Annotated in this window: 26 protein-coding genes, 1 other RNA gene and 2 riboswitches; of the genes, 19 read left to right on the top strand and 8 right to left on the bottom strand. The window is 35.7% G+C overall.

Annotation, left to right across the window (positions count from 1 at the left end; all coding sequences use genetic code 11):
• Positions 1-22: 22 nt before the first annotated feature.
• The 8 genes from NYE67_RS06795 (at position 23) to NYE67_RS06830 (ending at position 9,051) form a co-directional block, all read left to right on the top strand.
• The gene (locus NYE67_RS06795) at positions 23-1,267 is read left to right on the top strand and encodes a ribonuclease H-like domain-containing protein (protein WP_340729546.1); all 1,245 of its coding nucleotides are present in this window, start codon (positions 23-25) and stop codon (positions 1,265-1,267) included.
• A gap of 97 nt (positions 1,268-1,364) precedes the next feature.
• A complete protein-coding gene (gene gpsB / locus NYE67_RS06800) occupies positions 1,365-1,667 on the top strand; it encodes a cell division regulator GpsB (RefSeq protein WP_191698114.1) in 303 nt (100 codons plus the stop codon).
• A gap of 63 nt (positions 1,668-1,730) precedes the next feature.
• An RNA gene (gene rnpB / locus NYE67_RS06805) (RNase P RNA component class B) lies at positions 1,731-2,113 on the top strand.
• 201 nt (positions 2,114-2,314) lie between these two features.
• The gene (locus NYE67_RS06810; RefSeq protein ID WP_340727478.1) at positions 2,315-4,057 is read left to right on the top strand and encodes a putative bifunctional diguanylate cyclase/phosphodiesterase; all 1,743 of its coding nucleotides are present in this window, start codon (positions 2,315-2,317) and stop codon (positions 4,055-4,057) included.
• A gap of 4 nt (positions 4,058-4,061) precedes the next feature.
• Positions 4,062-5,201 (top strand): THUMP domain-containing class I SAM-dependent RNA methyltransferase, encoded by a 1,140-nt coding sequence (locus NYE67_RS06815; protein ID WP_340727479.1) that lies wholly within the window; start codon positions 4,062-4,064, stop codon positions 5,199-5,201.
• 182 nt (positions 5,202-5,383) lie between these two features.
• Positions 5,384-7,285, top strand: coding sequence for an ATP-dependent DNA helicase (locus tag NYE67_RS06820; protein ID WP_340729547.1), 1,902 nt, complete (start codon positions 5,384-5,386; stop codon positions 7,283-7,285).
• A gap of 364 nt (positions 7,286-7,649) precedes the next feature.
• Positions 7,650-8,147, top strand: coding sequence for an RNA polymerase sigma factor (locus NYE67_RS06825; RefSeq protein WP_340727481.1), 498 nt, complete (start codon positions 7,650-7,652; stop codon positions 8,145-8,147).
• Positions 8,140-9,051, top strand: coding sequence for a hypothetical protein (locus tag NYE67_RS06830; protein WP_340729548.1), 912 nt, complete (start codon positions 8,140-8,142; stop codon positions 9,049-9,051). Before NYE67_RS06825 ends, NYE67_RS06830 begins: the two co-directional genes overlap by 8 nt.
• A gap of 34 nt (positions 9,052-9,085) precedes the next feature.
• Here NYE67_RS06830 and NYE67_RS06835 read toward each other — a convergent pair whose 3' ends face one another.
• Positions 9,086-9,553 carry a chemotaxis protein CheX gene (locus tag NYE67_RS06835; protein ID WP_340727483.1) on the bottom strand — a complete coding sequence of 156 codons (468 nt, stop codon included), beginning with the start codon at positions 9,551-9,553 and terminating at the stop codon, positions 9,086-9,088.
• A gap of 373 nt (positions 9,554-9,926) precedes the next feature.
• On the opposite strand from NYE67_RS06835, the gene NYE67_RS06840 reads away from it, so the two are divergent.
• From NYE67_RS06840 to NYE67_RS06850, 3 genes are all read left to right on the top strand, one after another.
• Entirely contained in the window at positions 9,927-10,730 is an 804-nt protein-coding gene (locus tag NYE67_RS06840) for an alpha/beta fold hydrolase (RefSeq protein ID WP_340728746.1), read from the top strand.
• Positions 10,731-10,744: 14 nt separating this feature from the next.
• Complete coding sequence (locus NYE67_RS06845) at positions 10,745-11,731, top strand: sensor domain-containing diguanylate cyclase (RefSeq protein ID WP_340729549.1); 987 nt, start codon at positions 10,745-10,747, stop codon at positions 11,729-11,731.
• Between the two features lie 285 nt (positions 11,732-12,016).
• A protein-coding gene (locus tag NYE67_RS06850) for an IS3 family transposase (protein ID WP_340727485.1) occupies positions 12,017-13,590 on the top strand; the annotation gives its coding sequence in 2 pieces (ribosomal slippage) (positions 12,017-12,656 and positions 12,656-13,590; 1,575 coding nt in all).
• A gap of 101 nt (positions 13,591-13,691) precedes the next feature.
• Here NYE67_RS06850 and NYE67_RS06855 read toward each other — a convergent pair.
• Entirely contained in the window at positions 13,692-13,928 is a 237-nt protein-coding gene (locus NYE67_RS06855) for a hypothetical protein (RefSeq protein WP_340727486.1), read from the bottom strand.
• Positions 13,929-14,250: 322 nt separating this feature from the next.
• Between NYE67_RS06855 and glsA the strand changes: the two genes are divergently transcribed.
• On the top strand, positions 14,251-15,171 hold the full coding sequence (glsA, locus tag NYE67_RS06860; protein WP_340729550.1) for a glutaminase A: 921 nt from the start codon (positions 14,251-14,253) through the stop codon (positions 15,169-15,171).
• A gap of 83 nt (positions 15,172-15,254) precedes the next feature.
• Here glsA and NYE67_RS06865 read toward each other — a convergent pair whose 3' ends face one another.
• Both NYE67_RS06865 and metE read right to left on the bottom strand, forming a co-directional pair.
• Positions 15,255-15,611 (bottom strand): hypothetical protein, encoded by a 357-nt coding sequence (locus tag NYE67_RS06865; RefSeq protein WP_340729551.1) that lies wholly within the window; start codon positions 15,609-15,611, stop codon positions 15,255-15,257.
• 195 nt (positions 15,612-15,806) lie between these two features.
• Positions 15,807-15,988, bottom strand: a riboswitch (cobalamin riboswitch).
• A 385-nt stretch (positions 15,989-16,373) separates the two neighbouring features.
• Positions 16,374-18,662, bottom strand: a complete 2,289-nt coding sequence (metE, locus tag NYE67_RS06870) for a 5-methyltetrahydropteroyltriglutamate--homocysteine S-methyltransferase (RefSeq protein WP_340727489.1) — start codon at positions 18,660-18,662, stop codon at positions 16,374-16,376.
• A gap of 157 nt (positions 18,663-18,819) precedes the next feature.
• Positions 18,820-19,000: riboswitch (cobalamin riboswitch) on the bottom strand.
• Between the two features lie 236 nt (positions 19,001-19,236).
• Between metE and NYE67_RS06875 the strand changes: the two genes are divergently transcribed.
• From NYE67_RS06875 to NYE67_RS06895, 5 genes are all read left to right on the top strand, one after another.
• A complete protein-coding gene (locus NYE67_RS06875; protein WP_340729552.1) occupies positions 19,237-19,719 on the top strand; it encodes a helix-turn-helix transcriptional regulator in 483 nt (160 codons plus the stop codon).
• The gene (locus NYE67_RS06880; RefSeq protein ID WP_340729553.1) at positions 19,671-19,964 is read left to right on the top strand and encodes a DUF2087 domain-containing protein; all 294 of its coding nucleotides are present in this window, start codon (positions 19,671-19,673) and stop codon (positions 19,962-19,964) included. Before NYE67_RS06875 ends, NYE67_RS06880 begins: the two co-directional genes overlap by 49 nt.
• Positions 19,965-19,977: 13 nt before the next feature.
• Positions 19,978-20,325, top strand: a complete 348-nt coding sequence (locus NYE67_RS06885) for a DUF6176 family protein (protein WP_340729554.1) — start codon at positions 19,978-19,980, stop codon at positions 20,323-20,325.
• A 157-nt stretch (positions 20,326-20,482) separates the two neighbouring features.
• Entirely contained in the window at positions 20,483-20,614 is a 132-nt protein-coding gene (locus tag NYE67_RS06890) for a hypothetical protein (RefSeq protein WP_340729555.1), read from the top strand.
• Positions 20,607-21,164: a hypothetical protein gene (locus tag NYE67_RS06895; protein WP_340729556.1), complete on the top strand. Its 558-nt coding sequence runs from the start codon at positions 20,607-20,609 to the stop codon at positions 21,162-21,164. The genes NYE67_RS06890 and NYE67_RS06895 overlap by 8 nt, the downstream gene beginning before the upstream one ends.
• Positions 21,165-21,306: 142 nt before the next feature.
• Here NYE67_RS06895 and NYE67_RS06900 read toward each other — a convergent pair whose 3' ends face one another.
• Positions 21,307-22,011 carry a class I SAM-dependent methyltransferase gene (locus NYE67_RS06900; protein ID WP_340727494.1) on the bottom strand — a complete coding sequence of 235 codons (705 nt, stop codon included), beginning with the start codon at positions 22,009-22,011 and terminating at the stop codon, positions 21,307-21,309.
• A gap of 293 nt (positions 22,012-22,304) precedes the next feature.
• Between NYE67_RS06900 and NYE67_RS06905 the strand changes: the two genes are divergently transcribed.
• A complete protein-coding gene (locus NYE67_RS06905; RefSeq protein ID WP_191698099.1) occupies positions 22,305-23,354 on the top strand; it encodes a YeeE/YedE family protein in 1,050 nt (349 codons plus the stop codon).
• Positions 23,355-23,367: 13 nt separating this feature from the next.
• A complete protein-coding gene (locus NYE67_RS06910) occupies positions 23,368-23,592 on the top strand; it encodes a sulfurtransferase TusA family protein (RefSeq protein WP_191698098.1) in 225 nt (74 codons plus the stop codon).
• A gap of 258 nt (positions 23,593-23,850) precedes the next feature.
• Here NYE67_RS06910 and NYE67_RS06915 read toward each other — a convergent pair whose 3' ends face one another.
• The 3 genes from NYE67_RS06915 to NYE67_RS06925 all read right to left on the bottom strand — a co-directional run bounded on the left by NYE67_RS06915 (position 23,851) and on the right by NYE67_RS06925 (position 25,901).
• Positions 23,851-24,312, bottom strand: a complete 462-nt coding sequence (locus NYE67_RS06915) for a M50 family metallopeptidase (protein ID WP_340729557.1) — start codon at positions 24,310-24,312, stop codon at positions 23,851-23,853.
• Between the two features lie 73 nt (positions 24,313-24,385).
• Positions 24,386-24,862, bottom strand: coding sequence for a hypothetical protein (locus tag NYE67_RS06920; protein ID WP_340729558.1), 477 nt, complete (start codon positions 24,860-24,862; stop codon positions 24,386-24,388).
• 61 nt (positions 24,863-24,923) lie between these two features.
• Positions 24,924-25,901, bottom strand: a complete 978-nt coding sequence (locus NYE67_RS06925) for an alpha/beta hydrolase (protein WP_340729559.1) — start codon at positions 25,899-25,901, stop codon at positions 24,924-24,926.
• Positions 25,902-25,981: the final 80 nt, after the last annotated feature.

A 25,981-nucleotide genomic window follows, 5' to 3' on the forward strand; every position in this document is an offset into this window, starting at 1 on the left:
GTATGAAAATAAGCTCCTACAAATGAAAAAGCTGCTTAGTAAAAATACAGGGCAAAAACAAGAAAAGCCTGCCTTCATAAAACCGGACCCACCATTTTATAGTGAACAGTGGCAGCAGGCTGGACTTCAGTTGGTTGAAAATGAATTTGGTATGCTTTTTAAAAGGGAAGTACACTATCCCCTTGATTATAAGCACGGTGATTATAGACTTGGCGAAATTTTTAATGCACTGAAACGATGGAAATATGAAGCTGATGACCATCCTTTTGCGATTGATGAGCAGGAGACGATCGTATTTTTCGATACGGAAACGACCGGCCTTAAAGGGGCTGGGACACATATCTTTTTATTAGGTTTTCTACAATTTGATGAGGAGGAGGAACAATTTACTCTTACTCAATACGTATTGTCAGACCCATCAAACGAAGTAGCTTTCCTTTTTGAATCGAAATTATGGCAGAAAAATATGACGGTTGTTTCCTATAATGGGAAAAGTTTCGATTGGCCACAGCTGCAAGTGCGCTGGACGTTAAACAAACAGCATTTGCCACCGTTAAAAACGCAGCGTCAAATTGATCTATTGCATAGTACGAAGCGACTATGGAAAGATGACTTAGCGCGAATGAAGCTCACACAAGTAGAGCAGGATAAGCTTGGATTTTTCCGGAAAGGCGATATTCCAGGGCATTTAGCGCCGATCATTTATTTTGATGCGATAAAAAGCGGCAATGCCGAAACACTAATGAAAGTTCTGTTGCATAATGAATGGGATTTACTTTCTCTTATTACTTTGTACATTCATTCGACTAATTTGTTGTTTGATGCGATTTCGACCGAATCTGCTACTACGTATACGAACATTGGAAAGTGGTTTGGCGACTTAAAAAAACGACAAACAAGTGCGGAAATATTGCAGGCAGTGACAAAACACTTCAATACCGAAGAAACAGGCTATGCTCATTTTTATTTAGCTTATGAATTAAAGCGAGTTGGAGAAATTAATTTAGCAATTGAATCTTTCCACTCGGCATTGCCGACAATTCCCCGTGAAAAAAAGTTACAGGCGTATGAGCAGTTGGCAATTTTATATGAACATCAGCTAAAAGATTATGAACAAGCGATGGCCTTTTCGGAAAAAGGGCTTGAATTGTTACAGCAAATTTCATTTAGAAATGAAACGCAGCTGCTAAACAAGCAGAGAAATTGGCAAAAAAGGCTCGGCCGATTAGATATTAAAATGAACAAAAATAATGTGAACAAACGCTGAAAAAATTTTCATTTTGTTTAAAACATGTATTCGTAAGAAACGTCTGACCTATGCTATAATAAGATAAAGAAGTTGCGTGACGGAAGGACGATGAATAATGGATATTAAATTAACAGCTGACTATATATTAGAAAAAGAATTCAAAAAAAGCATGAAAGGCTATAATGTGGACGAGGTAGATCAATTTTTAGATTTGATTCGTGAAGATTATGATTCATTTACAGCCAAAATAGCTTCATTAACAGAGGAAAATGAACGTTTGAAGCAGGAGTTGACTAACTCTACACGTAAATCATCTGTTGTTGCACCACCACCGACAGCTAATAGTACAAATTTTGATATTTTAAAACGCCTTTCTAATTTAGAAAAGCATGTTTTTGGGAGCAAACTATACGAATAGTTAAACTATTTATAGCAATATTGTATTTTTTAAAAGTATAAAGTATAATTTAGGTATACATCAATATTCGAGTAATCGCTGCGATTTCATTATCGTAGAGGAAAGTCCATGCTCACACGGTGCTGAGACGCCCGTAGTGTTCGTGCTTACTGAAAAAATAAGGTAAGGCAAGAGAGCTTCTCTTGACGGCGGAAGGAACTCCTAAGTCTTTTAGATATGGACGAAACTTCCTGAAAGTGCCACAGTGACGGAGCTTACAGTGAAAGCTGTAAGGTGGAACGAGGTAAACCCCATGAGTGAGAAACCCAAATTATGGTAGGGGCACTCTCCAGAAGGAATTGAACGGATGGAGGGACGGTCATTTTGGCCGTAGATAGATGATTACTACCTAGTCGTACGAGGCGAAAGCTGTTTGAGTACTTAGGAACAAAACATGGCTTATTGATTATTGATGCTTTTCTTAAACATGTAATAAGGCTCTCCATTTCTTTTGGAGAGCCTTTCTTAGTAGATAAAATCAGTAAAATTGGCAAAATAAAGATTCAACACCAAAAGTTAGAAGTCATTACTTCAAACTTAGTACATACATTGAAGTCTATACAGGATAAATGAATTATTGTTCTATAAGGAAATAAGGGTGAGTTGTATTGAATGAATCAAATAAACCAAATGTACAAGAGCTATTATTGTCTCATTTTTCAAAAGAATTAATTGAAAAGGTTTTTGAAAATATTGCTGAAGGTATAATGATAACTGATAAGTTTAAAAAGATTTTATCGATTAATGCTGCTTTTGAATTTGTAACGGGTTATAAATTAGAGGAAGTCCAAGGGGAAAAACCTTCAATTTTACAATCCGGCGTACATGACAGAATTTTTTATATTGATATGTGGGACCAAATCGAGAGAGACGGAATTTGGCAAGGAGAAATTTGGAACAGACGCAAAACAGGTGAATTATACCCTGAATGGCTGACAATAATAGAAATTAAAGATGAATTTGGTGAAGTTACAAATTATTGTGGTATTTTTACGGATTTATCTGAACGGAAAATTGTTGAAGATGAGCTTGAAAAAAGAGCGCTGCATGATTCATTGACAGATGTATGTAATCGTTTCGCATTTATCGAACGAATGAAAGTTCTGCTGGAAATGTCCTCAAAAAAAGTACAGCCGATACAACATGCTGTTCTTTTCATGGATTTGGATCGCTTTAAGCAAGTAAACGATACACTTGGACATGCTATTGGTGATCAACTATTAGTGGAAGTAGCAAGACGTGTAAATAGCTTGCTTAAAAACAAGGATGTTTTAGCTCGTTTTGGCGGGGATGAGTTTGTCATTACTTTGGCTAACATTCAACATCCGAGAGAAGCGGCGAAATTTGCTGAAGAAGTGATCAGGGCTTTCGAGATACCGATTAAAATCCACGATCAGGATATCTATGTTTCGACGAGTATGGGTATCAGTATTTATCCTGAGGACGGTATGACAACAGAGCAACTATTAAATCGTGCTGACCGTGCGATGTCTTACTCTAAGGAAAATGGGCGAAATTGTTTCTCCTTTTACTTTGAAGAATTAAAAACTGATTCAAACCGAGTATTAATGTTGGATAGTGAATTACGCAAAGCAATTGAAAATCGTGAATTTACACTCGCCTACCAGCCGAAAATTAATACAGTTACAAATGACATTGTCGGCATAGAGGCCCTAGTCCGTTGGAATAGTGAAAAACTCGGCTTCGTTTCACCTGCAGAATTCATCGAACATGCCGAAGAATCGGGCTTAATCATTCCTTTAAGTGAAATTATTTTTGATTTGGCATGTGAAGGGAACCAAAAATTAGTTGCAGCAGGATATCCTAAAATTCCGATTGCAATTAATGTATCAAGTATTCATTTCCAACAGCAAAGCTTTTTAGAATCAGTCCAAACAATTTTAGAAAGAAATAATACATCTGCCCAATGCTTCGAAATCGAAGTGACAGAGCGCACAGTTATGAATAGTGCACAGGAGACGGTTAGTAAATTAGTTAAGCTGAAACAATTAGGGTTTAAGCTATCAATTGACGATTTTGGGACAGGCTATTCTTCATTAAGTTATTTAGTGCGTTTCCCGTTAGATGTTTTAAAAATCGACCGCAGCTTCATTCAACATATTTGCTCACTGGATGACAAACAGGCTATTGTCGATGCAATTATTCAAATGGCTCACCGCCTGCAAATGAAAGTCGTTGCTGAAGGCGTTGAAACGAGCCAACAAGTTGAGCTATTAAAGTCAATGGGCTGTGATTTTATTCAAGGGTATTACTACAGTAGACCATTGCCAATGGAAGAATTAATTGACTTCATTCATTTTTGGGAAGTCGAGCATCAAGGAAGGATTTAAAAGCATGACAAAATTTAAATTAGTAGCAACAGCAGCGATGGGCTTGGAAGCAATCGTAGCAGAAGAAGTACGTGAATTAGGATATGAAACACAGGTAGAAAACGGTAAAGTGTATTTTGAAGGAGACGAGATGGCGATTGCCCGCACGAATTTATGGTTACGTGTAGCAGACCGTGTGAAAATCGTCGTTGCACAATTTCCGGCAAGAACATTCGACCAATTATTTGAAGGGGTAAAATCCGTTCAGTGGGAAAAATATTTACCAGTGGATGCAAATTTCCCGGTTTCCGGTAAGTCAGTTAAGTCGACGTTGTTTAGTGTACCTGACTGTCAGGCCATTACGAAAAAAGCAATAGTTGAACGTCTGAAATTAGCCTACAAGCGATTAGGATTTTTAGATGAATCGGGACCAACATTCAAAATTGAAATATCGATTTTAAAAGATGTGGCAACATTAACAATAGATACATCGGGTGTCGGTTTGCATAAACGTGGATACAGAACGACGCAAGGTGAAGCGCCTTTAAAAGAGACGCTTGCAGCTGCATTGGTGAAAATTTCGAAATGGTCGCCAAGTCGTCCGTTTGTAGACCCATTCTGTGGTTCAGGAACAATTGCACTGGAAGCAGCAATGATTGGTCAAAATATTGCACCAGGCTATAATAGAGAATTTATTTCGGAGTCTTGGCCATGGATGAAACAGGATATTTGGGATAAGGCCCGTGATGAGGCGGATAATTTAGCGAATTATGATCAGGAACTTAATATTATCGGTACGGATATCGATCATAAAATGGTAGCAATTGCTCAGGAAAACGCTCTTGAAGCAGGCTTTGGCGACTTGTTGACTTTCAAACAAATGCAGGCAACAGATTTTACTACGAAGCTAACGGATGGGGTTATCGTAACGAATCCACCTTATGGAGAACGTATTGGTGAAGTGGAAGAAATTGAGAAAATGCTCCGCCAATTTGGTCAAGTGATGCAAAATTATCCAACATGGTCAGTTTATATGCTGTCATCAATGGAAGAATTTGAAGTGCATTACGGTAAAAAAGCAACGAAAAAGCGTAAGTTATTTAACGGATTTATTCGTACAGATTTGTATCAATATTGGGGTCAAAAGTCTAAGCGTGAAAATTAATATGAAAACTACATTGGTGCTAAACTAATGTAGTTTTTTGTTGCATATTAGTATTTTTTTTATGTATTTAGATGTATAATGATGAGTAAAGTTTTTTTTTGTTGACTATAATTATAAAGAGTGTTTTTGCGGAAGGAATGGCCACCCATTCCTTCCGCTTCATATTGAGGGGGAACATCCATTTGAGAAAATCTTTACCTTTTGAACTATCAAGAGAAAAAACTTTCTTTGATTCGTTAGGTGATTGGCTCGGTGACGTATTATATGATGAGCTACCAGAACGAGGCTTTGAATGCCGTGACGAACAAATATTTATGGCTTACCAAATAGAACAAGCATTAAAAGAAAAGAACGTATTATTTGCTGAAGCAGGTGTAGGGACAGGGAAGACAATTGCCTATTTATTACCTGCTGTCTCATACGCACGCTATACAGGGAAACCGGCTTTAATCGCCTGTGCAGATGAAACATTAATCGATCAGCTAGTAAAAGAAGGCGGCGATATTCATAAACTTCGCGATGTTTTGGAGCTTGAAATTGATGTCCGTCTTGCAAAATCACGCGATCAGTATTTATGTTTAAAGCGTTTTGAAGAAGCGGAAAAAAATGAAACAGAAGACTGGATTGATGATATCGCTTTTTCAATTCCGGATGGTGTGTATGCACAAGGAAGTATGATTGCAGTACAGCCTTATGGAGAGCGTTCGGATTACCCGTTAGTTACGGACGAAGATTGGCAAAAAGTGAATTACAATTCTATTATGCAATGTGCTGTTTGTGATTTACGCAATCGTTGCGGTCAAACATTACACCGTGCCCATTACCGTAAATCGACAGACCTAATTATTTGTTCCCAAGATTTTTTAATGGAACATTTAGCGACGAAGGAGTCCCGTGAACGTGAAGGGCAACTTCCTTTATTACCGGAAGTGTCGATGATGGTACTTGATGAAGGACATTTACTGGAATATGCTGCTCAAAAAGCATTAACATATAAAGTTCAAGCTTATACAATTGTAGAATTACTAGAGCGCTTAATGGTAGATGGTGTGCGTGAGCGTACATTATATGCGATGGAGCATTTACAGGACCATCACGAGCTGTTTTTTGACCAATTGCGTGAGGATGTAATTAAGTCAGAGGAAGACAGAAAACGGATAGTTAAATCAGAGCGCCTAATTCAATTTGGTGAGCGTGTTATAGCAGATGTTGACCAACTGCTTGAAGAGTTAGTATTTGAATCAGAGCTTTACATGATTCCAGAATATGAGCTCAACATGGCTGAAGAATTTTTAGAGCATTATGTAGCAGCGATTCGCATTTTTGTTGCACAGGGTGATGCGGTTGATTGGCTGGAGGATACTGATGGGGAAGAAACGTTAGTAATTATGCCACGCCTTATTACAGATGTTCTATCTGAAACATTATTCTCGAAAAAAATGCCGATTGTATTCTCGTCTGCAACGTTATCAGTGAAAAAGGATTTCAGCTATATTGCAGCGAGTTTAGGAATCGAAAAATATCAGAGCTTTAGTGTACCTTCACCGTTTGATTATGAAGAAGTCATGAAAATTTACTTGCATGAACTTTCTCAAACTGACAAAGTTGCAAAAGTAGAACAGCTTCTTAAAGATGAAAAGCAAACGCTAATCCTGTTTAAATCAAAGCAGGCGATGAATCAGTTTAAAGCTAATGTAGGTTTAATGACGCGACTGAATATTGCATTCGAAGGCGACCGTGAGCTATCTGCAATTGTACGTGAATTCCAGAACGGTGAAATTCAGGCATTATGTTCGTATCATTTATGGGAAGGTTTGGATTTACCGGAAGAAGCGTTGACACGCGTTATTATTTTCGATTTACCATTCCCGCCGCATGATCCGTTATTTGATGCGAAACGCTCATTTGCACAAAATCCATTTGAAGAAGTTGAGTTGCCATTCATGCAGCTTCGTCTTCAACAAGGAATGGGCCGTTTAATTCGTACTTCGAATGACCATGGTGATATTCATATTTTATTAAACGATGAAGAAGTTAAAGTAAAATCAGACTTTGTAGACATTTTGGCAGTAGAGCCACAATAATATTTTTAACCCGTTTGAGCATTCGAACGGGTTTTTTGTATGTGTATATTATGGAAGGAAATAGACGGAGAAATTCCCCTTATTTTAATTTAAGATTGAAAAAAAGCCCAAATAGAGGTAGAAATTCCGCTTATTAAGCTTAAAAGTACGTAAAATGATCAAATTTTCATTACATAAACGGAAAATCTCCCCTTATTCTCCTTAAAAGTAGGGGCAATTTTTAAATAAGGGTAAATCTTCCGCTTATTTTTAAATTGAATAACTCCACTTTTTCGGGAGCTGTAATAAATTTCAATTTTGTTAAAATAAAGTGAGTCAAAAACAATATCCGTCCGTCTATATGAATAAGGAGGTGGGAAGTAAATTGCCGATTGAACGTATGTACGTCACATATAGTGATAGCATTTATCATTTTATTTATTTTTTAGTTGGTGATGATGAGCTGGCAAAAGATTTAACGCAGGAAACCTTTCTAAAGGCGATCAATGGCAACCCCCAATTTCGTGGTCAATCTAGCGAAAAAACTTGGCTCTCAAAAATTGCGCGCAATCTTGTTTACGACCATTTTCGCCGTAAAAGATTATTGAAATTTATTCCGTTTCTACATGAGCATGAACAAATCGACTATACATATTCACCCGAACATTGGCTTCAAGCAAAAAATGAGCAGTATGAGCTTTATGAAGCATTAGGAAAGCTCCCTCACCATTACCGTGAAGCAATTGTATTACGTAAAATCGAACAATTTTCAATTAAAGAAAGTGCTCAAATATTAGGATGGAATGAAGCAAAAGTAAAGAATGCTACAGAGCGTGGGATGAAAAAAATTACTGAGCTGCTAGGAGGGGAGCGAGATGCTTGATTCAAAATTAAGATCATTACAGAGAAAAAACCTGGATGAAGAAACAAAGAATAGCCAACTTTTAAAATTAAATAAGCGAAATAATGATTACATGAAAAAGCAAAAGTTTACGTATAGTGTAACACTCGTGCTCTTCGGATTATTACTATTTGTTTTTTCCCAAATAATTACAGAGTCCCCTAAATCTATACAGTCGCAACAATCAACAAATTTCGAGCTTGGGGAAGTAACGAAAGCCTACTACCTTTATAGTAAACGTGCTGATCGTATGTACAACTTAACTTCACCCTTTTATACGGATAAATTATCTACCACGGATCCCGCTATATTAAATGAAATTGAGCTGTTATTTAAAAATAGTGAAATGTCACCGTTTACTGGGGATTTAACGAATTATACAAATTCAACAAACTATTTATTTCAATTAGAGAACGGGGATTCTGTATATTTAAAAGAGATTGGTGAAAACGGGAACTCATTTTTTGTTAATCCGAATACAATGATGCAATTCAAATTACCTGAACAAAGCCATGAACAATTTCACACCTACTGGTTACATATATATATTGAAAAAAATAATTTTCCTCCCTGGAAAATTGGGTTACTGACAATTTTATTATCAATATTTGTTTATGTAGCGATTAAAACAAAAAGTAGAGGAATAAAGGAAATAAACTCACCGATAATTAATTTAACTTGCTTAGTACTTACATTTATTAGTATCCATCAAATGAATGAATGGCTTGGTGTAAATCATTTGCTGATGATGTTATTAATATTTACTTTTTTTATTTCAGCTACTGTATATTTACACATTTTAATAAAAAAACAACAACCAAATTGGAAACATCATATACAAAGAATATTTATCGTAAATGTTATTCTGTTTGTATTGTTTATCTAAAAAACCTATCCACTCTTTTCAGTGGATAGGTCTATTATTCTTCCTCTTCTTCATCATCAATTGTATAAAGAATAATGATATCTCCAATACCTTCTATTGATGCAGGTATTTGGAATGCTTGCTGGAACCCATATAATTTCGTATGTCCTACCATCACCGTAGGAGGGGTGATATCAAGTTCCAATTCATATTGTCCTGCATATGTACATAAATTACCAGCAATCATATTTCCAAGCTCACCAGTAAATGACTCCAGCATTGGGCCTTCTAAAGGCATGCCAAACATTGCTGAGCCAATTGAACCAAAAATTTCAGGCGATCCATCTATAATTACACGACCTTTTAAATCACCGACTAATCCTATTAGTACACCCATCTCTTTTTGTTCATAAGGTTCTGTTGCAATCGAAGGAGATTTTACATCTATATTCACAGGTATAATAGATTTTAATGAATGGATTGTACCATTCAAAATGGTTTGAATATGCTTAGAAGTACTCAAATGAATTCCCCCTTACCATGACTTTTACTACATATTACCATGTTACTTTAGTGTATGTATACAGAAATTCCAAAAGAAAAGGCATTGACGCTAAAATAGAAACGATTTATAATGAAATTGATAATTATTATCAATTGTTAAGGCGGTGTGTAAAATGTTGTATGCGTTAGTTGGAGCAACAGTAATTGTTTATTTATCGATTGGAAACTTTGTTTTAAAGAATGTCGCAAAATAATGCACAAAATCTTTACTTAAAATAAAATTTATTCAGCGCAATGTCATCTTGACAAAGCGCTTTTTTCATTGTTATTATAGAAATTTGTTGGAAAATATTACATATTATTAAGTGTCATTACTATTTAAAGGTGAGATTATGATGATCAATATTGCAGAGAGAAATAATGTGACAATATTAGGGGAAGGGGAGCAAGTATTATTATTTGGTCATGGGTTCGGATGTGATCAATCGTTATGGCATTCTTTAACGACTTATTTAAAGGATGCATATAAAATTATTTTATTTGATTATGTCGGTGCAGGTAAATCGGACATTTTAGCGTACGATTCTATAAAATACAATAGTTTAGATGGGTACGCGCAAGATGTAATCGATGTTATAGAAGCTTTTGATCTGAAAAATATTATTTTTATTGGGCATTCCATAAGTTCTATGATTGGTATGCTCGCAGCAATAAAAAAGCCACAGTATTTTTCAAAATTAATTATGATTGGCCCATCCCCATGCTATTTAAATGATGGAAGCTATATAGGTGGCTTTAGCCGTAGTGAAATTGAAGAGCTGCTAGAGACGATGGAAATGAATTTTGAAGGCTGGGCAAGTTATATGGCCCCGATGGCAATAGACCAGTCCAAAGATTCATATTTGACTAAAACGCTTGAAAGAACTTTCGTTTCGACGAACCCTAGTATTGCTCGCCAATTTGCCGAAGTAACTTTCTTTAGTGATTATCGTCATCAATTAGATGAACTGCAAATACCTACTTTATTATTGCAATGCGCAAATGATAGCATTGTCCCGATTGAAGTAGGGGACTATTTAAATGAGCATATACCGGATAGTGAATTAGTAATCTTAAATACGAGAGGTCATTATCCGCATTTAAGTGATCCAAATTTAACTGCAGAAATCATTTTACAGTATTTAAAGCGAGGATAGGAGCGAAATGATAAATGGATAGTCGATTATTTCAATTACCTTGTGGATATATGGAAACGGATTTACAATATGTGATTACGGATATAAATGAAACACTTTTAAACTGGACGAATTATAAACGTGAGGACTTAATCGGAAAGCATATAGAAAAATTATTTTCTGCAAGCAGTAAATTAATTTTTCATTCCTATCTTTATCCGAATATGTCGATTTATCATTTTGTAGATGAACTGTTTATTCATGTACATAATTCAGAAGGTCATACTATTCCATGCTTAGTTAATGCAAAAGAGATTCAGTTGGATGATGCAGCTTTAGTATCTATCGTTTTTATGCCAATGAAAAAAAGGATTGACCATGAGCGTGAAGTTCGTCAAGCTAAATTAATGCTGGAAGAGGCTTATAAGGAAAAAACAATCGCTTATGAGCATCTTCATCGAATTAATAAGGAAATTGAAAATAAACAAGATCAATTACTTAGTATGAATGAGGAACTTACGAAAATTTCCAATACGGATAATTTAACGGGGATTGCGAATCGACGCTTTTTCCAACAGCAGCTTACAGGGTATGTGGAGAAATATCGCCAAAATGGTGTGCCGTTCTCTCTACTTGTAATGGATATTGACCATTTTAAGCAAGTCAATGATACTCATGGCCATGCAATTGGAGATCTAGTATTGGCTCAATTGGGGTTGATTTTAAATACTGTGGCACGAGAAAATGATACAGCTGCAAGATATGGCGGGGAAGAGTTTGTATTATTATTAGGTGAAACTGCTGAAGAAGAAGCATTTCAACTTGCCCAAAATCTAAATAAAAGGCTGGAGCAAACGATTTGGCCGACAATAGGAAGGCTGACGGTAAGTATAGGGTGTGCTACTTTTCAAGAAGACGATACCGAAATATCTATCTTTGAACATGCAGATAAGGCACTTTATGAAGCCAAGCGTAAAGGGCGTAATTGTACTATACAATATGAAACGTGGAAGGATTTATAAAGACTGTGATTTATGGGTAACGGGTTCAGTTTATAGAGAGAAAAAGATAATGTAAATGACACTCTAATTAGCATTAATATACAGGATTTTATTCATTAACACCATTTGTGCAGCTTTACTCAAAATTCTCCGAACCTGTTGCTATAACTGACATTTAACAAAAGTGCATATAACACCGTATAAACAATTCCCCAACGAAAAGGCACAATCGCTTCTAAATGATATGCTCCCCATTAGGTAGACAGATTAAAAAATAAAATCTGTTTGTCGAATGGGGGGCATTTTTTGTCTAATAAAACATTTTCAATAGATACTAAGATTTTGGCTCTTAAATATTTAGATGAAGGTCGTTACTCGGTAAGAGAAATTTGTCGCATATTCAATGTGAATGTAAGGAACTTATATGAATGGCGAGCTAAATATCAATTTGGAGGCACAAGCGCATTACTTCGTCCTGCGAAAAATAAAATTTACCCTCAAGAGTTGAAAAGAAACGCCATTGAAGATTACTTAACAGGTAAGTATTCAAAGCACGAGATTATGACCAAATATGGAATCAGTGGTCAAAATGTATTCAACAGGTGGTTAAAAAAATATAATAGTCATAGTGATTTAAAAGACTCGAATAAAAGGGTGAGCCAAACTATGACTAAGGGAAGAAACACTACTCTAGAAGAACGAATTGAAATTGCGAAAACTTGTATAAAGAATCAAAAGGATTATAAAACAACGGCAACTCAATATAATGTGACTTACCAACAAGTTTACCAGTGGGTACGGAAGTTTGAAGTTGGTGGCGAAGAATCTCTTGAAGATCGCCGTGGGCGAATGAAATCAGCGGATGAACGTACACCAGAAGATAAATTACGGTTAAAAATCCAACAAATAGAACGTGAAAATGAAAGATTACGTGCTGAAAATTTACTTTTAAAAAAGTTAGAGGAAATCGAAAGGAGGCTTCGTTAAGTAAAATTCGTACGCAGAGTCATTATTTAGCTATTCAAGAATTAGCAGAAAAAGAAAAATTTCCGATTCTATTACTTTGTAAATTAGCTAACGTATCACGAGCAGCTTATTATAAATGGTTAAACCGCCAGCCAACATCGCAAGAATTGGAAAACAGACAGTTAGTAGCATCCATTAATCATTTATATAAACAAGTAAATGGTATTTACGGCTATCGTAGAATCACTATGACAATCAATCGTCAGCGCGAAAAAGAAGGCTTAAATAAAGTAAATAAAAAACGTATTTATCGACTGATGCAGATTTCCGATTTACAGGCAGTTATTCGATGTCGTCCAAAAAAGTACCGTAAGGTAACACCAGATTACACAGCTGAGAACGTATTAGCACGCGAATTTACGGCCAAAAAGCCAAATCAAAAATGGTGTACAGACGTAAATGAATTCCAGTATGGAAATGGTAAAAAGGCTTATTTAAGTGCGATTATTGATCTATATGACAAGTCTATTGTCAGTTACAAATTAGGACATTTAAATAATAATGATTTAGTTTTCAAGACCGTTAAACCAGCTATACGCCAGTTAAATCAAAAGGAATTTCCTATCCTACATAGTGATCGAGGATATCAATATACATCAAAAGAATTCAAGCGAATCATAGAGAAAGCAAATCTGACACACAGTATGTCGAGAGTCGGCCGCTGTATTGATAATGGACCGATAGAAGCGTTTTGGGGGACTCTAAAAGTAGAGAAGTATTATTTACATAAGTTTGAGACGTACGAAGAGTTAAAACATGCGATTGATACATATATAAAATTCTATAACAACGAACGATATCAAGAAACATTAAACGGCTTGAGTCCTAAAGAGTTCAGGTCTCAAGCCGCTTAAAGCATTTTTATTATTTCCACTGTCTACTTGACAGGGAGCAGTTCATAAATCAACGTTTGTGCCTTCTGGATGTGTTCCTATGCTTTTATTTGGAAAGATTATCACTCGTTTTTTTTAGATAATTTACTCCATAATTTCTTTATACTTAACAAGATAACAGAAAATATACTTGTTTTTAATAAAAAAATAAAAGCTGTTATCAAAATGATTGGCAACATATCTTTAAATGAGAACTTTTCTAATTCGGAGAAATCAAAGTCCTTTAAAGAAAAAAACAACATAATTAATGCAGCGATTAATACGAGCCATTTTTTTTGAAGTGGATTTGTATTATTCAAGTAAAATAATCCCCCTAGTTAATTTATATTATATAGTTTTTTACTAAGTCACTTTATTATATCAATATAATGACCGGAGAATAGATAGATAATATTAACTATATTCTAACTTTCTTAATGACCTTATTCCATAACCTCTCATATTTCCCCAATTTATTGAATCAACCCTTGCTTGGATCAACTCTTAAAGAGCCTGTTTTCGGCCAACTTCATTTGTAGAAATTATACAATATAACAACCGACAAATTGGGAAAGAATAATTAATTGAAAAGGATAGTTTATGTATAGAGAGGTGAGCAGCTAGTTTTCACGATTAGCTTCAATGAAAAAATTACAGGGTATTTATGAGTATGCTGCACAGATGACGGCTAAAGGGAAGGTTGCGACATATATCCCGGCTCTAGCTACGGCCGATCCGAATGCTTTTGCTGTTAGTTTAGTATCAATGGAAGATAAGATCGTTTTTTGGGAATGTACTCAACTTTTTACACTTCAAAGTGTAGTAAAGGTATTTAGTTTTATGGTGGCAATGAACCACCACGGGATCAAGGAAATTATGCGTTATGTTGATGTGGAACCTACAGGGGATTCCTTTGATTCTATCGTCCGTTTAGAAAGTCACAATAAGAAGCCTTTTAACCCGATGATTAATGCAGGGGCAATTACAGTAGCCTCTTTATTACCCGGGGAAACGATGTATGAAAAAGTGAAATCAGTAACTTTATTTTTAGAGAAAATAATCGGGAAGAAAGTACACATCGACAACGAAGTATATTTATCAAAATATCATGCAGCTGATTACAACCGGGCGATTGCCTATATTTTGCAGGCAAATGGCTTTTTAAAATCAGACGTAGAGGAAGCATTGCAAGTATATTTACAGCTCTGCTCAATCTCAGTTAATGTAGCAGATTTAGCGAAAATGGCTCTTTATTTTGCGACCAATGGTAAAAATAGTGCCGCTACTTGTAGTAAAGAAGTGATTCATATTGCTAAAGCATTAATGTTCACATGCGGGATGTACAATGCATCTGGGAAGTTCGCGGCATTCATTGGGTTACCAGCAAAAAGTGGTGTGTCCGGAGCGATAATTGCAGTTGTGAAAAATGGGGCAATTGAGCACTTACAAGGTCCAATTGGAATAGGGATATATGGTCCTGCAATCGATCAAGTTGGCAATAGCGTTGCTGGCATTGCCTTTTTAACACAGTTATCAAAGGAATACGACCTGTTTTGTTTATAAAGAAAAGGAACAGTCTTACATAATGAATGAGAGACTGTTCCTTATTGTTTGCAAAGGCTTCAATTATTTTTTAAAATGGTTTTTCATTTGATAACAGTATTCAAAGGCTGACCAATTAATTCATACTTTACTTGTAAATAGGCATAATTGATCTCTTTATATTGTTGTGGAGATTGATTGATTAGTTGCTCCGTATATTTTTTAATACTTTCTGTAGCTTCATGCAGATTATTGAATAAAATAAATTCTTTTAGTTGGTTAATATAAAATTCGGTTGTCTTTTGAAAACAGGCAGCTGAAATTTCCTTGTAATCATTAGGTGATTGCGCTAACAATTGTTGTGTAGTGTTTTTAATGGTATTTGCGTCTGCCTCTATTTGATATATTGACATTACTTCATTCATCAATTGCTTATATTGAAGTACTTTGTTCAATTGCATATTATATTCCTCCTATAGTCCCAAAAAATAGCAACATAGTAATTTGAAGTTGTCGCTAAATGGTCGCTTCATAAAGAGACAAGGAATACAAGAGAAGTTTTCTTTTTCGCAATGAAAACCTTTGTATAATTGTCGCACTATGAGCATGAAGAATATTCACTTTCATACTCTAAACCTCCTATCCGCGTAGGTTAATGGTTTGTACTTGAAAAGGCAGGTCTCCTGGCTTATCATCAACGCTCCTCACACCTTCCCATTTTCGGCAATAGTGGTGATTGTGAGTTGCTCCGAATCACAGTTGCGGGACAGCGACGGATTCTCACCGTTCTTCCCTTTTAATTAAATGTTAAATTTAAACCTTCTCCAGTAAAATTTAGTTATTCTTAGATAGCTATTTGTATACAATAAGGGGAGAGTAATACAAATAGCTATCCTACAATGACTAAATATAAATTTTTCATTTACCTGAATTTAAGTTAGTGAAAATAAGAGGAAGTTTTCCGCTTATATTTTGAAAGACCTCAGTTTTAGATGTAAATAAAGGGAGGTTTTCCGGTTATATATAAAAAAAGCCACTTGTTTTCCTGTTGTGAAATGCAATAAGCGGAATTCCGCCTCTTATTTTGGCTGATTTTTAGATTAATTTCCAAATAAGCGGAATTTCTCCGTTTATTGATCCCATAGCTTATCGTCTGACCTACTTTTAACAACAGTAAACCACTAATACTTAAGCGTTTAGTGATTTACTGTATTTTTGTGAAATCAGACAGATAATACTTGAGTGCGTAGTAGCTTAGCGGCTTCTACCATATTTATTAATGAAGCAATCGTCTCGGACTCATGGCGTGTTTTTAAGCCACAGTCAGGGTTAATCCAAAATTGATCTTTTGGGATAACAGCGAGACTTTCTTCTAATATAGAACTAATCTCTGAGATGCTTGGAACACGGGGACTATGAATATCATAAACGCCTAAACCGATGCCAAGTTCATATGGATGTACTTTTAAAGAATCAATTAGCTCTCCATGGCTTCTGGAAGTTTCCAATGAAATAACATCTGCATCCAGAGCGCGGATAGGAGCTATAAAATCATTGAATTCGCAATAGCACATATGGGTATGAATCTGTGTATCTACCGCCACTTTTGATGTTGCCAGCTTAAACGAATCTACCGCCCATTGTAAATATTCATCCCAATTTTCCTTGCGTAAAGGTAGTCCTTCCCGAAGTGCCGGTTCATCAATTTGGATAATTTTAATTCCTGCATCTTCTAGTGCCTTAACTTCCTGCTGAATTGCCAAACCAAGCTGGTAGGCGACTTCTTTTCTTGGAATATCATCACGAACAAATGACCAGTTTAAAATAGTTATAGGTCCAGTGAGCATGCCTTTTACATATTTTGATGTAAGCTTCTGTGCCTCAACGACCTCTTTAACAGTCATTGGATGTGTCCATTCAACATCGCCGTATATGATTGGTGGTTTAACACAACGTGAACCGTATGAAACAACCCAAGCATTTTTCGTGAAGGCAAATCCAGTTAAATGTTCTCCAAAGTATTCCACCATATCTGTCCGTTCAAATTCACCATGTACTAGTACATCCAATCCGATTTCTTCTTGAATTTGAATCCAGCGTGCAGTTTCTTCCTTTACAAAGGCTGCGTATTGAGCGTTAGTTATTTCCTTCTTCCGCCATGCCGCCCGTGTTTTCTTTACTAGCTGAGACTGAGGAAAGCTGCCGATTGTTGTAGTAGGGTAGTCAGGTAAGTTTAATGATTTCTTTTGCAGTACTTGGCGCTCTTTAAATGGAACAGTACGTGTGAAATCTGTATCCTTAATTCCTTTAACTAAATTGTTAACTTGCTCATTTTTTCGTATGGGATGTGTCGCTAAAGATTCAATCGCTTTAATACTATTTGCGACGATACCTTCTTTAACCCACGTTCCATGCTGAATATAATTTGTTAAATGCGCAATTTCGCGGATTTTTTCGTCAGCAAAAGCAAGGGCATCATATAATTCAGACGGAAGATTTTGTTCTGAGTTTTTTGTAACAGGAACATGCTGTAGACTGCAGGAAGAGCTAACCCATAAATCTTCTACACCACTTAATTGCTTGACGGTACTTATTGTAGAAACAGCTTCAGCTAAATTAGCTGACCAAATATCCCGACCATTAATTATGCCGATGCTTAATGTTTTATTTTTAGGAAAACCATGTTGCAGAAGCGATTTCATATTTTCTGTTTTACCATGTACGAAATCTAAGCCAATACCTGCAACAGGTAGATTACTTAAGCGCTCAAATGAAGTTAGTGCCTCAAAATAAGTTTGTACTAGTATTTTTGCGTGTGGTACGTCTTCAGTTAATTGTTTATAAACTTCTTCGATTAATAAAATCTCATCTTCCTCGAGGTTTTTAGTGAAAGAAGGTTCTTCAATTTGAATCCAATCAGCACCTGCATCTACAAGCTGCTGGATTACCTGTGCATATAGCGGAATTAACTTTAAAAAGAAGGCGGCACGTGTTTTATCGTCATACCCTTTTGCTAAGTCAACGAAAGTATAAGGACCGATAATTGTTGGCTTACCTATAATGCCTAGCTCATTTTTAGCTTCTTCAAACTGTTGTAAGATGTAGTTATTTGTTAAGGATAATTCCTGATTTTCATATTCCGGAACAATGTAATGGTAGTTTGTATTAAACCATTTCGTCATTTCACTTGCTATTACTTCGTCAGTACCACGTGCCATTGCATAGTATGTAGTTAACGAAGAAGCATTTGGTAGCACATCATAGCGTTTAGGAATGATGTTAAACATCACTGCTAAATCCAGTACCCGATCGTATTTTGTGAAATCCCCGATAGTAATTAACTGTAGTCCTAAATCCTGTTGGCGTTTCAAGCGATTCAGGCGGATGGCTTTTAGCTGTTCTTCAAATACATCCTCATCAAGCTCTTTTTTCCAAAATTTCTCTAAAGTTTGTTTCCATTCTCGGGTAGCTCCAATATAAGGGTAACCGATAACATTACTAACAATATTCATTTGATAAGCCTCCTCATGTATTTACATAACCCAAATAAAAAAGCTGTTTCCAATGTGACTTGGAAACAGCTTAGGACTTATCTATGCATAGTAAAATAAACGTCTATAATTGACGCTTTATTCGCACAGAACACCACCTATTTCCACGTAGGTATCGGGTGTGTACTAGAAAAAGGCAGGTCTCCTGACTTAACATCAACGCGCCTCTTACCTTCCCGTTAAATAACAGTGGCTTTTTAAGAGTTGCTCCGTAATACAGTTGCGGGACAGTGTTGGATTTGCACCAACTTCCCTTTTAAACGCACAACAATGTGCGTACCTTTTCTTACACGTTATGTAATTGTACAAACTATAGCATAAAAGGAACCATAATTGTATACCTCGATCGCTAAAAATATAGAATTTTCAGTAAAAAAGGTAAAAAGAAAGACGTAAGACAGCTTTTTAACAACTTTTAAAGTTATATATAGGATGGATAGGATATAGATTGAAGGAATTTTTACTGATAAACGAAAAATAAATTTGTTTACAAAATAACGGACATATATTATAAATGTTTATAGAGGTGATTGTTTTGGAAATTCAAAATATTTCGGTAAATACATTAGTGAATGGTTATGAAATTCAAGAAGACCATTACGAATGCTTATTTTGCGGGGCAAGCTTTGGGCTTCATGAAGTCTTTCCACATGAGGGACGGTTTTTTACAGCAGAAGGTATGATGAAGCTGCATATCAGACAAATACATAAATCGTCGTTTCAGGCATTGCTGTCACTTGATAAAAAGGTAACAGGTTTATCGGATGTACAAATTGAAATGCTACAGTACTTTTTTGAAGGCAAGTCAGATCAGGAAATAGTCGAAAAAAGCAGTTTAACAAGTGTATCAACAGTTCGTCAGCATCGTTTCAAATTACGTGAAAAGGAAAAGCAGGCGAAAATTTTTATTGCATTAATGCAGCTCATGAAAAACCCGGAGCACTATGAATTCATAAGGGGGCAAAACAAGTGGACGAACGCTATAGTATTGAAGAACAAGAACGCGAGAAAGTACTAACAACATATTTCAAAAATGGACTAGACGGTGGCATTGAAACAATTCCAAGTAAGAAAAAGAAAAAGCTTATCATATTACAGCATATTTTAAAGCGTTTTGAAGAGGGGAAGCATTATCATGAAAAGGAAGTGAATGAAATCTTAAAAACAGTCAATGCAGATTTTGTATCGCTTCGTCGCCATTTAATCGAATATGGTTTTATGGAACGGAGTAATGACGGTTCGGAATATTGGCTGAAACAATAGGGGGTTTTAAATCATGAATGTGGAATTAACTCGCTATCGGGTAAGACCCGGTAAATCCTCTAATGTGGAGGAATGGCTAAACTTTTTGAATGAACATATGGATGATGTACTTGTAACGCTGGAAGGTGAAAAAATGTATGTGGAAACTATTTTTCATGAAGTACTGAATGGCGAAGAATATTTATATTGGTATTCGGTTCGTGGAGAAAGTGGTGTGGATGTGGATGATTCCGATCACTGGATAGATAAAAGACATCTTGAGTATTGGGATGAATGCATTGATGAAAGTTTTGGTTCTGTAGATTTAAATACAAAAGTTGTGATGATTCCGGAAAAAGTACGTGCTAGTATGGATTTTTAAAGAAAGAAATCATTTATTGTATAAAACCATAGTGATCGCAGTAGGATGAAACCGTCCTGCTGTTTTTTGTGCTTTGTATGGTATTATTTCCAAATAAACAGGAATGTGAAAACTTTTCTAAATCGAGCCTCGTTAACAGTTTGAGGGAGGAATGAGCATGTCGCGTAAATTACAGTTGGAACATTTGATGCAATACTATAGCGAAAAATTATTACGGATTGCGTATTATTACACAAAAAATGCACAATCCGCAGGAGATTCAAAACCGAAAGAAAAAGAATATGCGTAAATTTGTCTTCATTCCTACCGTAATTGTTGTCTCGGCAATGCTGTTATTTTTATTATCTCAACTAGCACCGAATTTACAAAGTGTCACACCGCTAAGCTCTCAATACAAAGTTCCCACAACAGTGCTAGATGATGAATTAATCCTACAGGTAAGTCCAGTATTAGAAAACGATATATTAATGAACAATGAAAGAATAACACCTGAACAGGAATTTAAAAAGGATTATAAAGTTTTGTTATATACTTATTACGGAAAAAAGTTGACTGGTGAAAAAGTGCATTTCGAATTATCACAGCATTGGGCAGATTTTTTCCATGTGAATTTTGGGGAAAATGTTTATGCAACGGGAAGTGGCTCTACCCAAAATAATGATTTAGAAGATTTTATCCATGATGAATTCCGAGTCATATTTAATGCAAAAAACATAAGTGAAGCCGATTTGAGAGCAGCGCTTGATGAAGCTTATTTATATGTTATATATGAAAATTTAGCGGGTGATGTTGTTGAAGAGAAGATTTACTTAGGCGATTATTTAGAGTATATCGAATAAAACGTGAGGCTATAGTTTCGAAACATTTAGTACATTATTCACTCTGAAACACTTTTATAATTTCCAGATAAATATAAGTAAGACCGTACCTCTTATGAAATGGTACGGTCTTTTTTTTATTAGCGTGATTATAACAGGATATTTATTTTGAACAAGTATAGACTCGATAACTAAAAGTTTCCTGATATTTGGTGATAATGTCCAAATGTTTTCTCATGACGTCGTAAAGCGCGGGGTCAATTTCATTGGAGTAATGAAAATCGGGTTCGGATTCAATTGTAGTATGATGCTTTATTTGAATATTTTCAAAGCCAGTCTGTTTTAATAAATCCGCCCAGTCCGTTTCCATAAGTAGGGAATCAAGACCATAAAACTGCATGATTTCTTGTTCTTGGGCATCGTCAAGTCGTTCGTTCAACGTTGGTTCTACAGCAATGAACCGTCCACCACTTTTCAATATGCGGTAAATCTCACTTACTGCTTTTTGTTTATTAACAAATGAAAGGACAGATTCAGAAATAATAAAATTAAAATGATCATTTGGTAAAGGGATATCTTCAATAGAGCCTTCCAATATTTCTACTGGCAAATTATTAATCTTCATTCTATGTCTGGCCTTTGCAACCATTGTCGGATTAAAATCAAGCGCTGTCACTTTCGCCTGGAATGTTTGTGAAATGTAAGCTGCTGTTTGACCAGTACCACAACCAGCATCTAAAACGTGCCAACTACTGTTAATATTTTCATTTTTTAATATTTCTTCTGTTAGATTAATTCCGCCAGGGTGTGCACCACCAATTCCAAGTTCTGCGAGAAGCTCTAAATAGGAATTTTTTATATGTTTCACCTACTTTAAATTTTAATAATGAAATAATTCACACAATTCGCCCGTTTCCAGAAGGGATTACACTTATTAAAACAAGCCACGATGTGAACGAAATATTTCTTTGTATCATATGTCAGTAAAAAGTGATGGTTCTTTTATGAGGGGGATGCGGAGAAAACGGTATTTAGCTAATATTAAAACCAACTAAATTAATAAGTTAACAAATATTTAATCAAAGTACTTGAATTATAGTAGAAAACTATTATATTATATTCCTATAGATAAACTAGGTAATAAAATTTGGGGGAATAATTATGTTACAGATGGCATTAACGGGTATCCTTTGTGGTGCTCTTTTAGGTTTTGTGATGCAGCGTGGACGCTTTTGTTTAACAGGTGGCTTCCGCGATATGTACATCGCAAAAGATAATCGCATGTTTTATGCGTTACTTGTTGCGATTGCCATACAGGCAGTAGGTGTGTTTGCACTTATCGGCGCAGGTGCGTTTGAGTATACAGTAGGGCAGTTTCCATTGTGGGCAACAATAGGAGGCGCGTTTATTTTTGGGATAGGGATTATTTTTGCAGGTGGTTGTGCCACAGGTACTTGGTATCGTGCAGGGGAAGGCTTAATCGGGAGCTGGATCGCATTGGCGTTTTATATGTTAATGGCAGCAATCATGAAGTCTGGTCCATTGGCACAATTTACAGTGGATGCACGTACTCCGGTTGTCGGTACAGATTCAATTGCAGAAACATTCGGCATTAATGTTTGGTTTTTAGTCATTCCGTTTGTAGCCTTGGTAGCATTCGTTGTTTACCGTGAATTACGTAAACCTCGTGTGAAGATTCCAAGCTTAAAGCCAAAGAAAACAGGCTTAGCGCATATTTTATTTGAAAAACGCTGGAATCCATATGTGACTGCGGTTTTAATCGGTTTAATTGCGACATTGGCGTGGCCGTTAAGTGCGGCATCAGGACGTATTTTCGGTCTAGGTATTACAACACCTTCAGCAAACCTTCTCCAGTTTTTAGTAACAGGAGATTTAGATATTATTAACTGGGGTGTGTTCCTTGTATTAGGTATTTTCTTCGGCTCATATTTCGCAGCAAAAATGAGCGGTGAATTCCGTTTACGGACACCTGATACAAAAACAGTTGTACGAAGCTCTAGCGGCGGTATTTTAATGGGTTTCGGTGCTAGTCTTGCAGGCGGCTGTTCGATTGGTAATGGTTTAGTTATGACTTCTATGATGACTTGGTCAGGCTGGACGGCTTTAACATTTATGATTCTGGGAACATGGACAGCATCTTATTTCGTATTTGTGCGTCCATCAAAACAACGTGCAGCAGCGCGTGCATAAGGAGAGATTTTATATGAAGAAAACATTAGAAGTATTAGGAATGGTTTGTCCATTCCCGTTAATTGAAGCAAAAGAAGCAATCAAAGACTTAAACACAGGCGATGAGCTGGAAGTACAATTTGACTGTACACAAGGTACAGAATCCATTCCACGTTGGGCAGCTGAAGACGGTCATGAAGTAACAAACTATGAGCAATTAGGCGAAGCATCTTGGACAATTACGATTAAGAAAAAATAATGAATTAACAGCATCTCGAATTTTGAGATGCTGTTTTTTTGTCGGGGTTTAAGGCGTTGGTATTTTATTAGAACAATTGAGAGAGTTATTAGAAAAACTTGAAGTGATATTAGCAGATTGAAAGGTGATATTAGAACAAATTGCCCCCATATTAGCACATCTTAAAAGTATATTAGCAAATCGATATTGTATTAGAACAAATAAAATTATATTAGAAGATTTTAAAATATATTAGAAATTCTTATATCGACAACAATGCTACTTCCCTTGCTTCATAGAATTTAATAGCTTAATACATTGTAATCCGTCTGATTCTATTTTTGTAATATTACTTTTGAACGGCAACAGACTAATTACTGCTGTAAAGTAAGATACAATAATAAATGACCTATACCAATCTGCATACTGGACGTCGCCAAATATCCAGACTAAAGTTGCTGTGAGCAGGTTTAGAATAATACCACCTAAAAATATTAGGACCTTTTTATACCAGGCTAAAGAATCAATATTTTCATAAGAGCAAAAACCACCGTTCCATCCAAAGCTCCTTTTTACAACGAACTTTTTTATTCTAAATAAGTCTTTCCCGAATCCAAGTTGTATTTCTCTAACTTCCTTTCCAAATAACACAACAAATAATGCATGCCCTAATTCATGAATGATAATTACTATTGGTATATATATTATATACATCACAAAGTTAATTAATTGTTCTTGCATTCAATCCCTCTCCCCAAAGGTGAATAAATAAAAAAATGATAAACTACCAAATCTAATTAACTCTAGTATAAACCTATTCTTTAATAGTAACTTCTACATATTCCAAAAAATTGGTATATTTCGATTGTCCATCAAAATATTGCTTCACTTCATAGATTGGGCATAATACATCATCCATCTTTTTAGAATAAAGTACAGACTCATCTTGTACACTTATTGAATAGTTATTTAGATGCACTGTATTTTCTCTTATAGAGTTAAAATCAAACCAGCGATATTGGCCGTCTTTGTGATTTTTAATTACTTCCCCTAAATAGGCACCGATGCGTGTTATCAAATTATCATGATGTTCTTTTAATAGCTGCTGGCCGAATTCTGTTTGGATTAATCGATCAGCGTATTCATTAACGCGACGAACGCTATCTATTGAAAAATCTAAATTAGCTTTCGTCAAATTGTCCTTATCCCATGTCTCAGATGACACATCTTCAAATAACAATTTAGCACTATATTTCTTGTCATTTTTGAGTAATTTGGGTTTAAAAAACATTTTTATACCTCATTTTTAATAGTATTTTATTAGTAACTGAAAGCAAAATTGATAGGATAAACTAGTCTATTTTAGACTCAATATTATTTTCTATCTCAATTAAAAAATCTACTACAGCTGTTTTCATCTGTTCGATACCTGGTTGTTCTATCGGAAAATGGCCAGCTCCTTCTAAAATTACACAACTTTTTTTACATGTTAATCGATTATAGAAAGATTCACTTAAGTTAAATGGGGTCATTGGATCTACTTCGGGATGGATAAGTAATATAGGACAGACATTAAAGGATTCAGGTTCAATAATTGTTTTCATATTTAAGAAGGTTCTTAGAAATCGTAATGGAATTTTTGTTCCTGCCGCTCGAGGATCATTCATAATTAGTCTTGTCAGTTCAAAGTTATTTGTAATTAACTTCATTCTCGAAACTTTCGAAACGGGAATCCGAAATGAATCCAATGCAAATGGAAAACTATCCATCGCAAATTTACCTAAGCGGCTAATCAGCTTGTTTGGGGCAATTTGATCACGAACATTCTGATTACTTGTATCTACAAAGGTCGTCACAATCAAACCTTTAACGTTTTCGCTCATACTTGCTGCGTGATATGCAAGCATGCCTCCAATGCTGGCTCCTAATAGTACAATTTGTTTACCGTCTCGCTTATATTCCTGTTCCATGAAGTCCTTAATTATGTTTATCCAATCGCAGTAATCCATGGAACTCAATGACTCAGTGTAACTTAGACCATAAGGGGGGAGGTCTGGGGATACCACATCATATCCATTTAATTGTAGCATTCGTGCATATGGAGCCAATAGTCTACCGTTTCCGCCTGCGCCGTGAATTAAAATAACTTTAATTTTTGATCCCGATACAGACATTCGGTCCAAATGGATTGAACAATCATTCCAATCCCACCATTCTTCAGTTGGCAGATTATTTTCATTTATTCTCAATTCTTCAGGGAAAAATCGTTGATACTCTTTCCAATAAATTTCTGTGTCATTGTATGCTAAATTTCTAGAGTTAAATTTCACACATTTCCCTCCAACTGTAGTGTAATAGCAATTTCCTTTTCTTCTAACTGAATTGAATAGAGCGTATCCTGTTCAATTGC

This window comes from Solibacillus sp. FSL W8-0474 (assembly GCF_038004065.1).
GTDB classification, from domain to species: domain Bacteria; phylum Bacillota; class Bacilli; order Bacillales_A; family Planococcaceae; genus Solibacillus; species Solibacillus faecavium.

Coding starts and splice junctions, on each gene's coding strand:
- glsA (WP_340729550.1), top strand. CDS start 14,251: ATGAAAAAATTACAGGGTATTTATGAGTATGCTGCACAGATGACGGCT.
- NYE67_RS06905 (WP_191698099.1), top strand. CDS start 22,305: ATGTTACAGATGGCATTAACGGGTATCCTTTGTGGTGCTCTTTTAGGT.
- NYE67_RS06815 (WP_340727479.1), top strand. CDS start 4,062: ATGACAAAATTTAAATTAGTAGCAACAGCAGCGATGGGCTTGGAAGCA.
- metE (WP_340727489.1), bottom strand. CDS start 18,662: ATGAATATTGTTAGTAATGTTATCGGTTACCCTTATATTGGAGCTACC.
- NYE67_RS06890 (WP_340729555.1), top strand. CDS start 20,483: ATGTCGCGTAAATTACAGTTGGAACATTTGATGCAATACTATAGCGAA.
- NYE67_RS06865 (WP_340729551.1), bottom strand. CDS start 15,611: ATGCAATTGAACAAAGTACTTCAATATAAGCAATTGATGAATGAAGTA.
- gpsB (WP_191698114.1), top strand. CDS start 1,365: ATGGATATTAAATTAACAGCTGACTATATATTAGAAAAAGAATTCAAA.
- NYE67_RS06845 (WP_340729549.1), top strand. CDS start 10,745: ATGGATAGTCGATTATTTCAATTACCTTGTGGATATATGGAAACGGAT.
- NYE67_RS06910 (WP_191698098.1), top strand. CDS start 23,368: ATGAAGAAAACATTAGAAGTATTAGGAATGGTTTGTCCATTCCCGTTA.
- NYE67_RS06895 (WP_340729556.1), top strand. CDS start 20,607: ATGCGTAAATTTGTCTTCATTCCTACCGTAATTGTTGTCTCGGCAATG.
- NYE67_RS06795 (WP_340729546.1), top strand. CDS start 23: ATGAAAAAGCTGCTTAGTAAAAATACAGGGCAAAAACAAGAAAAGCCT.
- NYE67_RS06840 (WP_340728746.1), top strand. CDS start 9,927: ATGATGATCAATATTGCAGAGAGAAATAATGTGACAATATTAGGGGAA.
- NYE67_RS06885 (WP_340729554.1), top strand. CDS start 19,978: ATGAATGTGGAATTAACTCGCTATCGGGTAAGACCCGGTAAATCCTCT.
- NYE67_RS06915 (WP_340729557.1), bottom strand. CDS start 24,312: ATGCAAGAACAATTAATTAACTTTGTGATGTATATAATATATATACCA.
- NYE67_RS06920 (WP_340729558.1), bottom strand. CDS start 24,862: ATGTTTTTTAAACCCAAATTACTCAAAAATGACAAGAAATATAGTGCT.
- NYE67_RS06830 (WP_340729548.1), top strand. CDS start 8,140: ATGCTTGATTCAAAATTAAGATCATTACAGAGAAAAAACCTGGATGAA.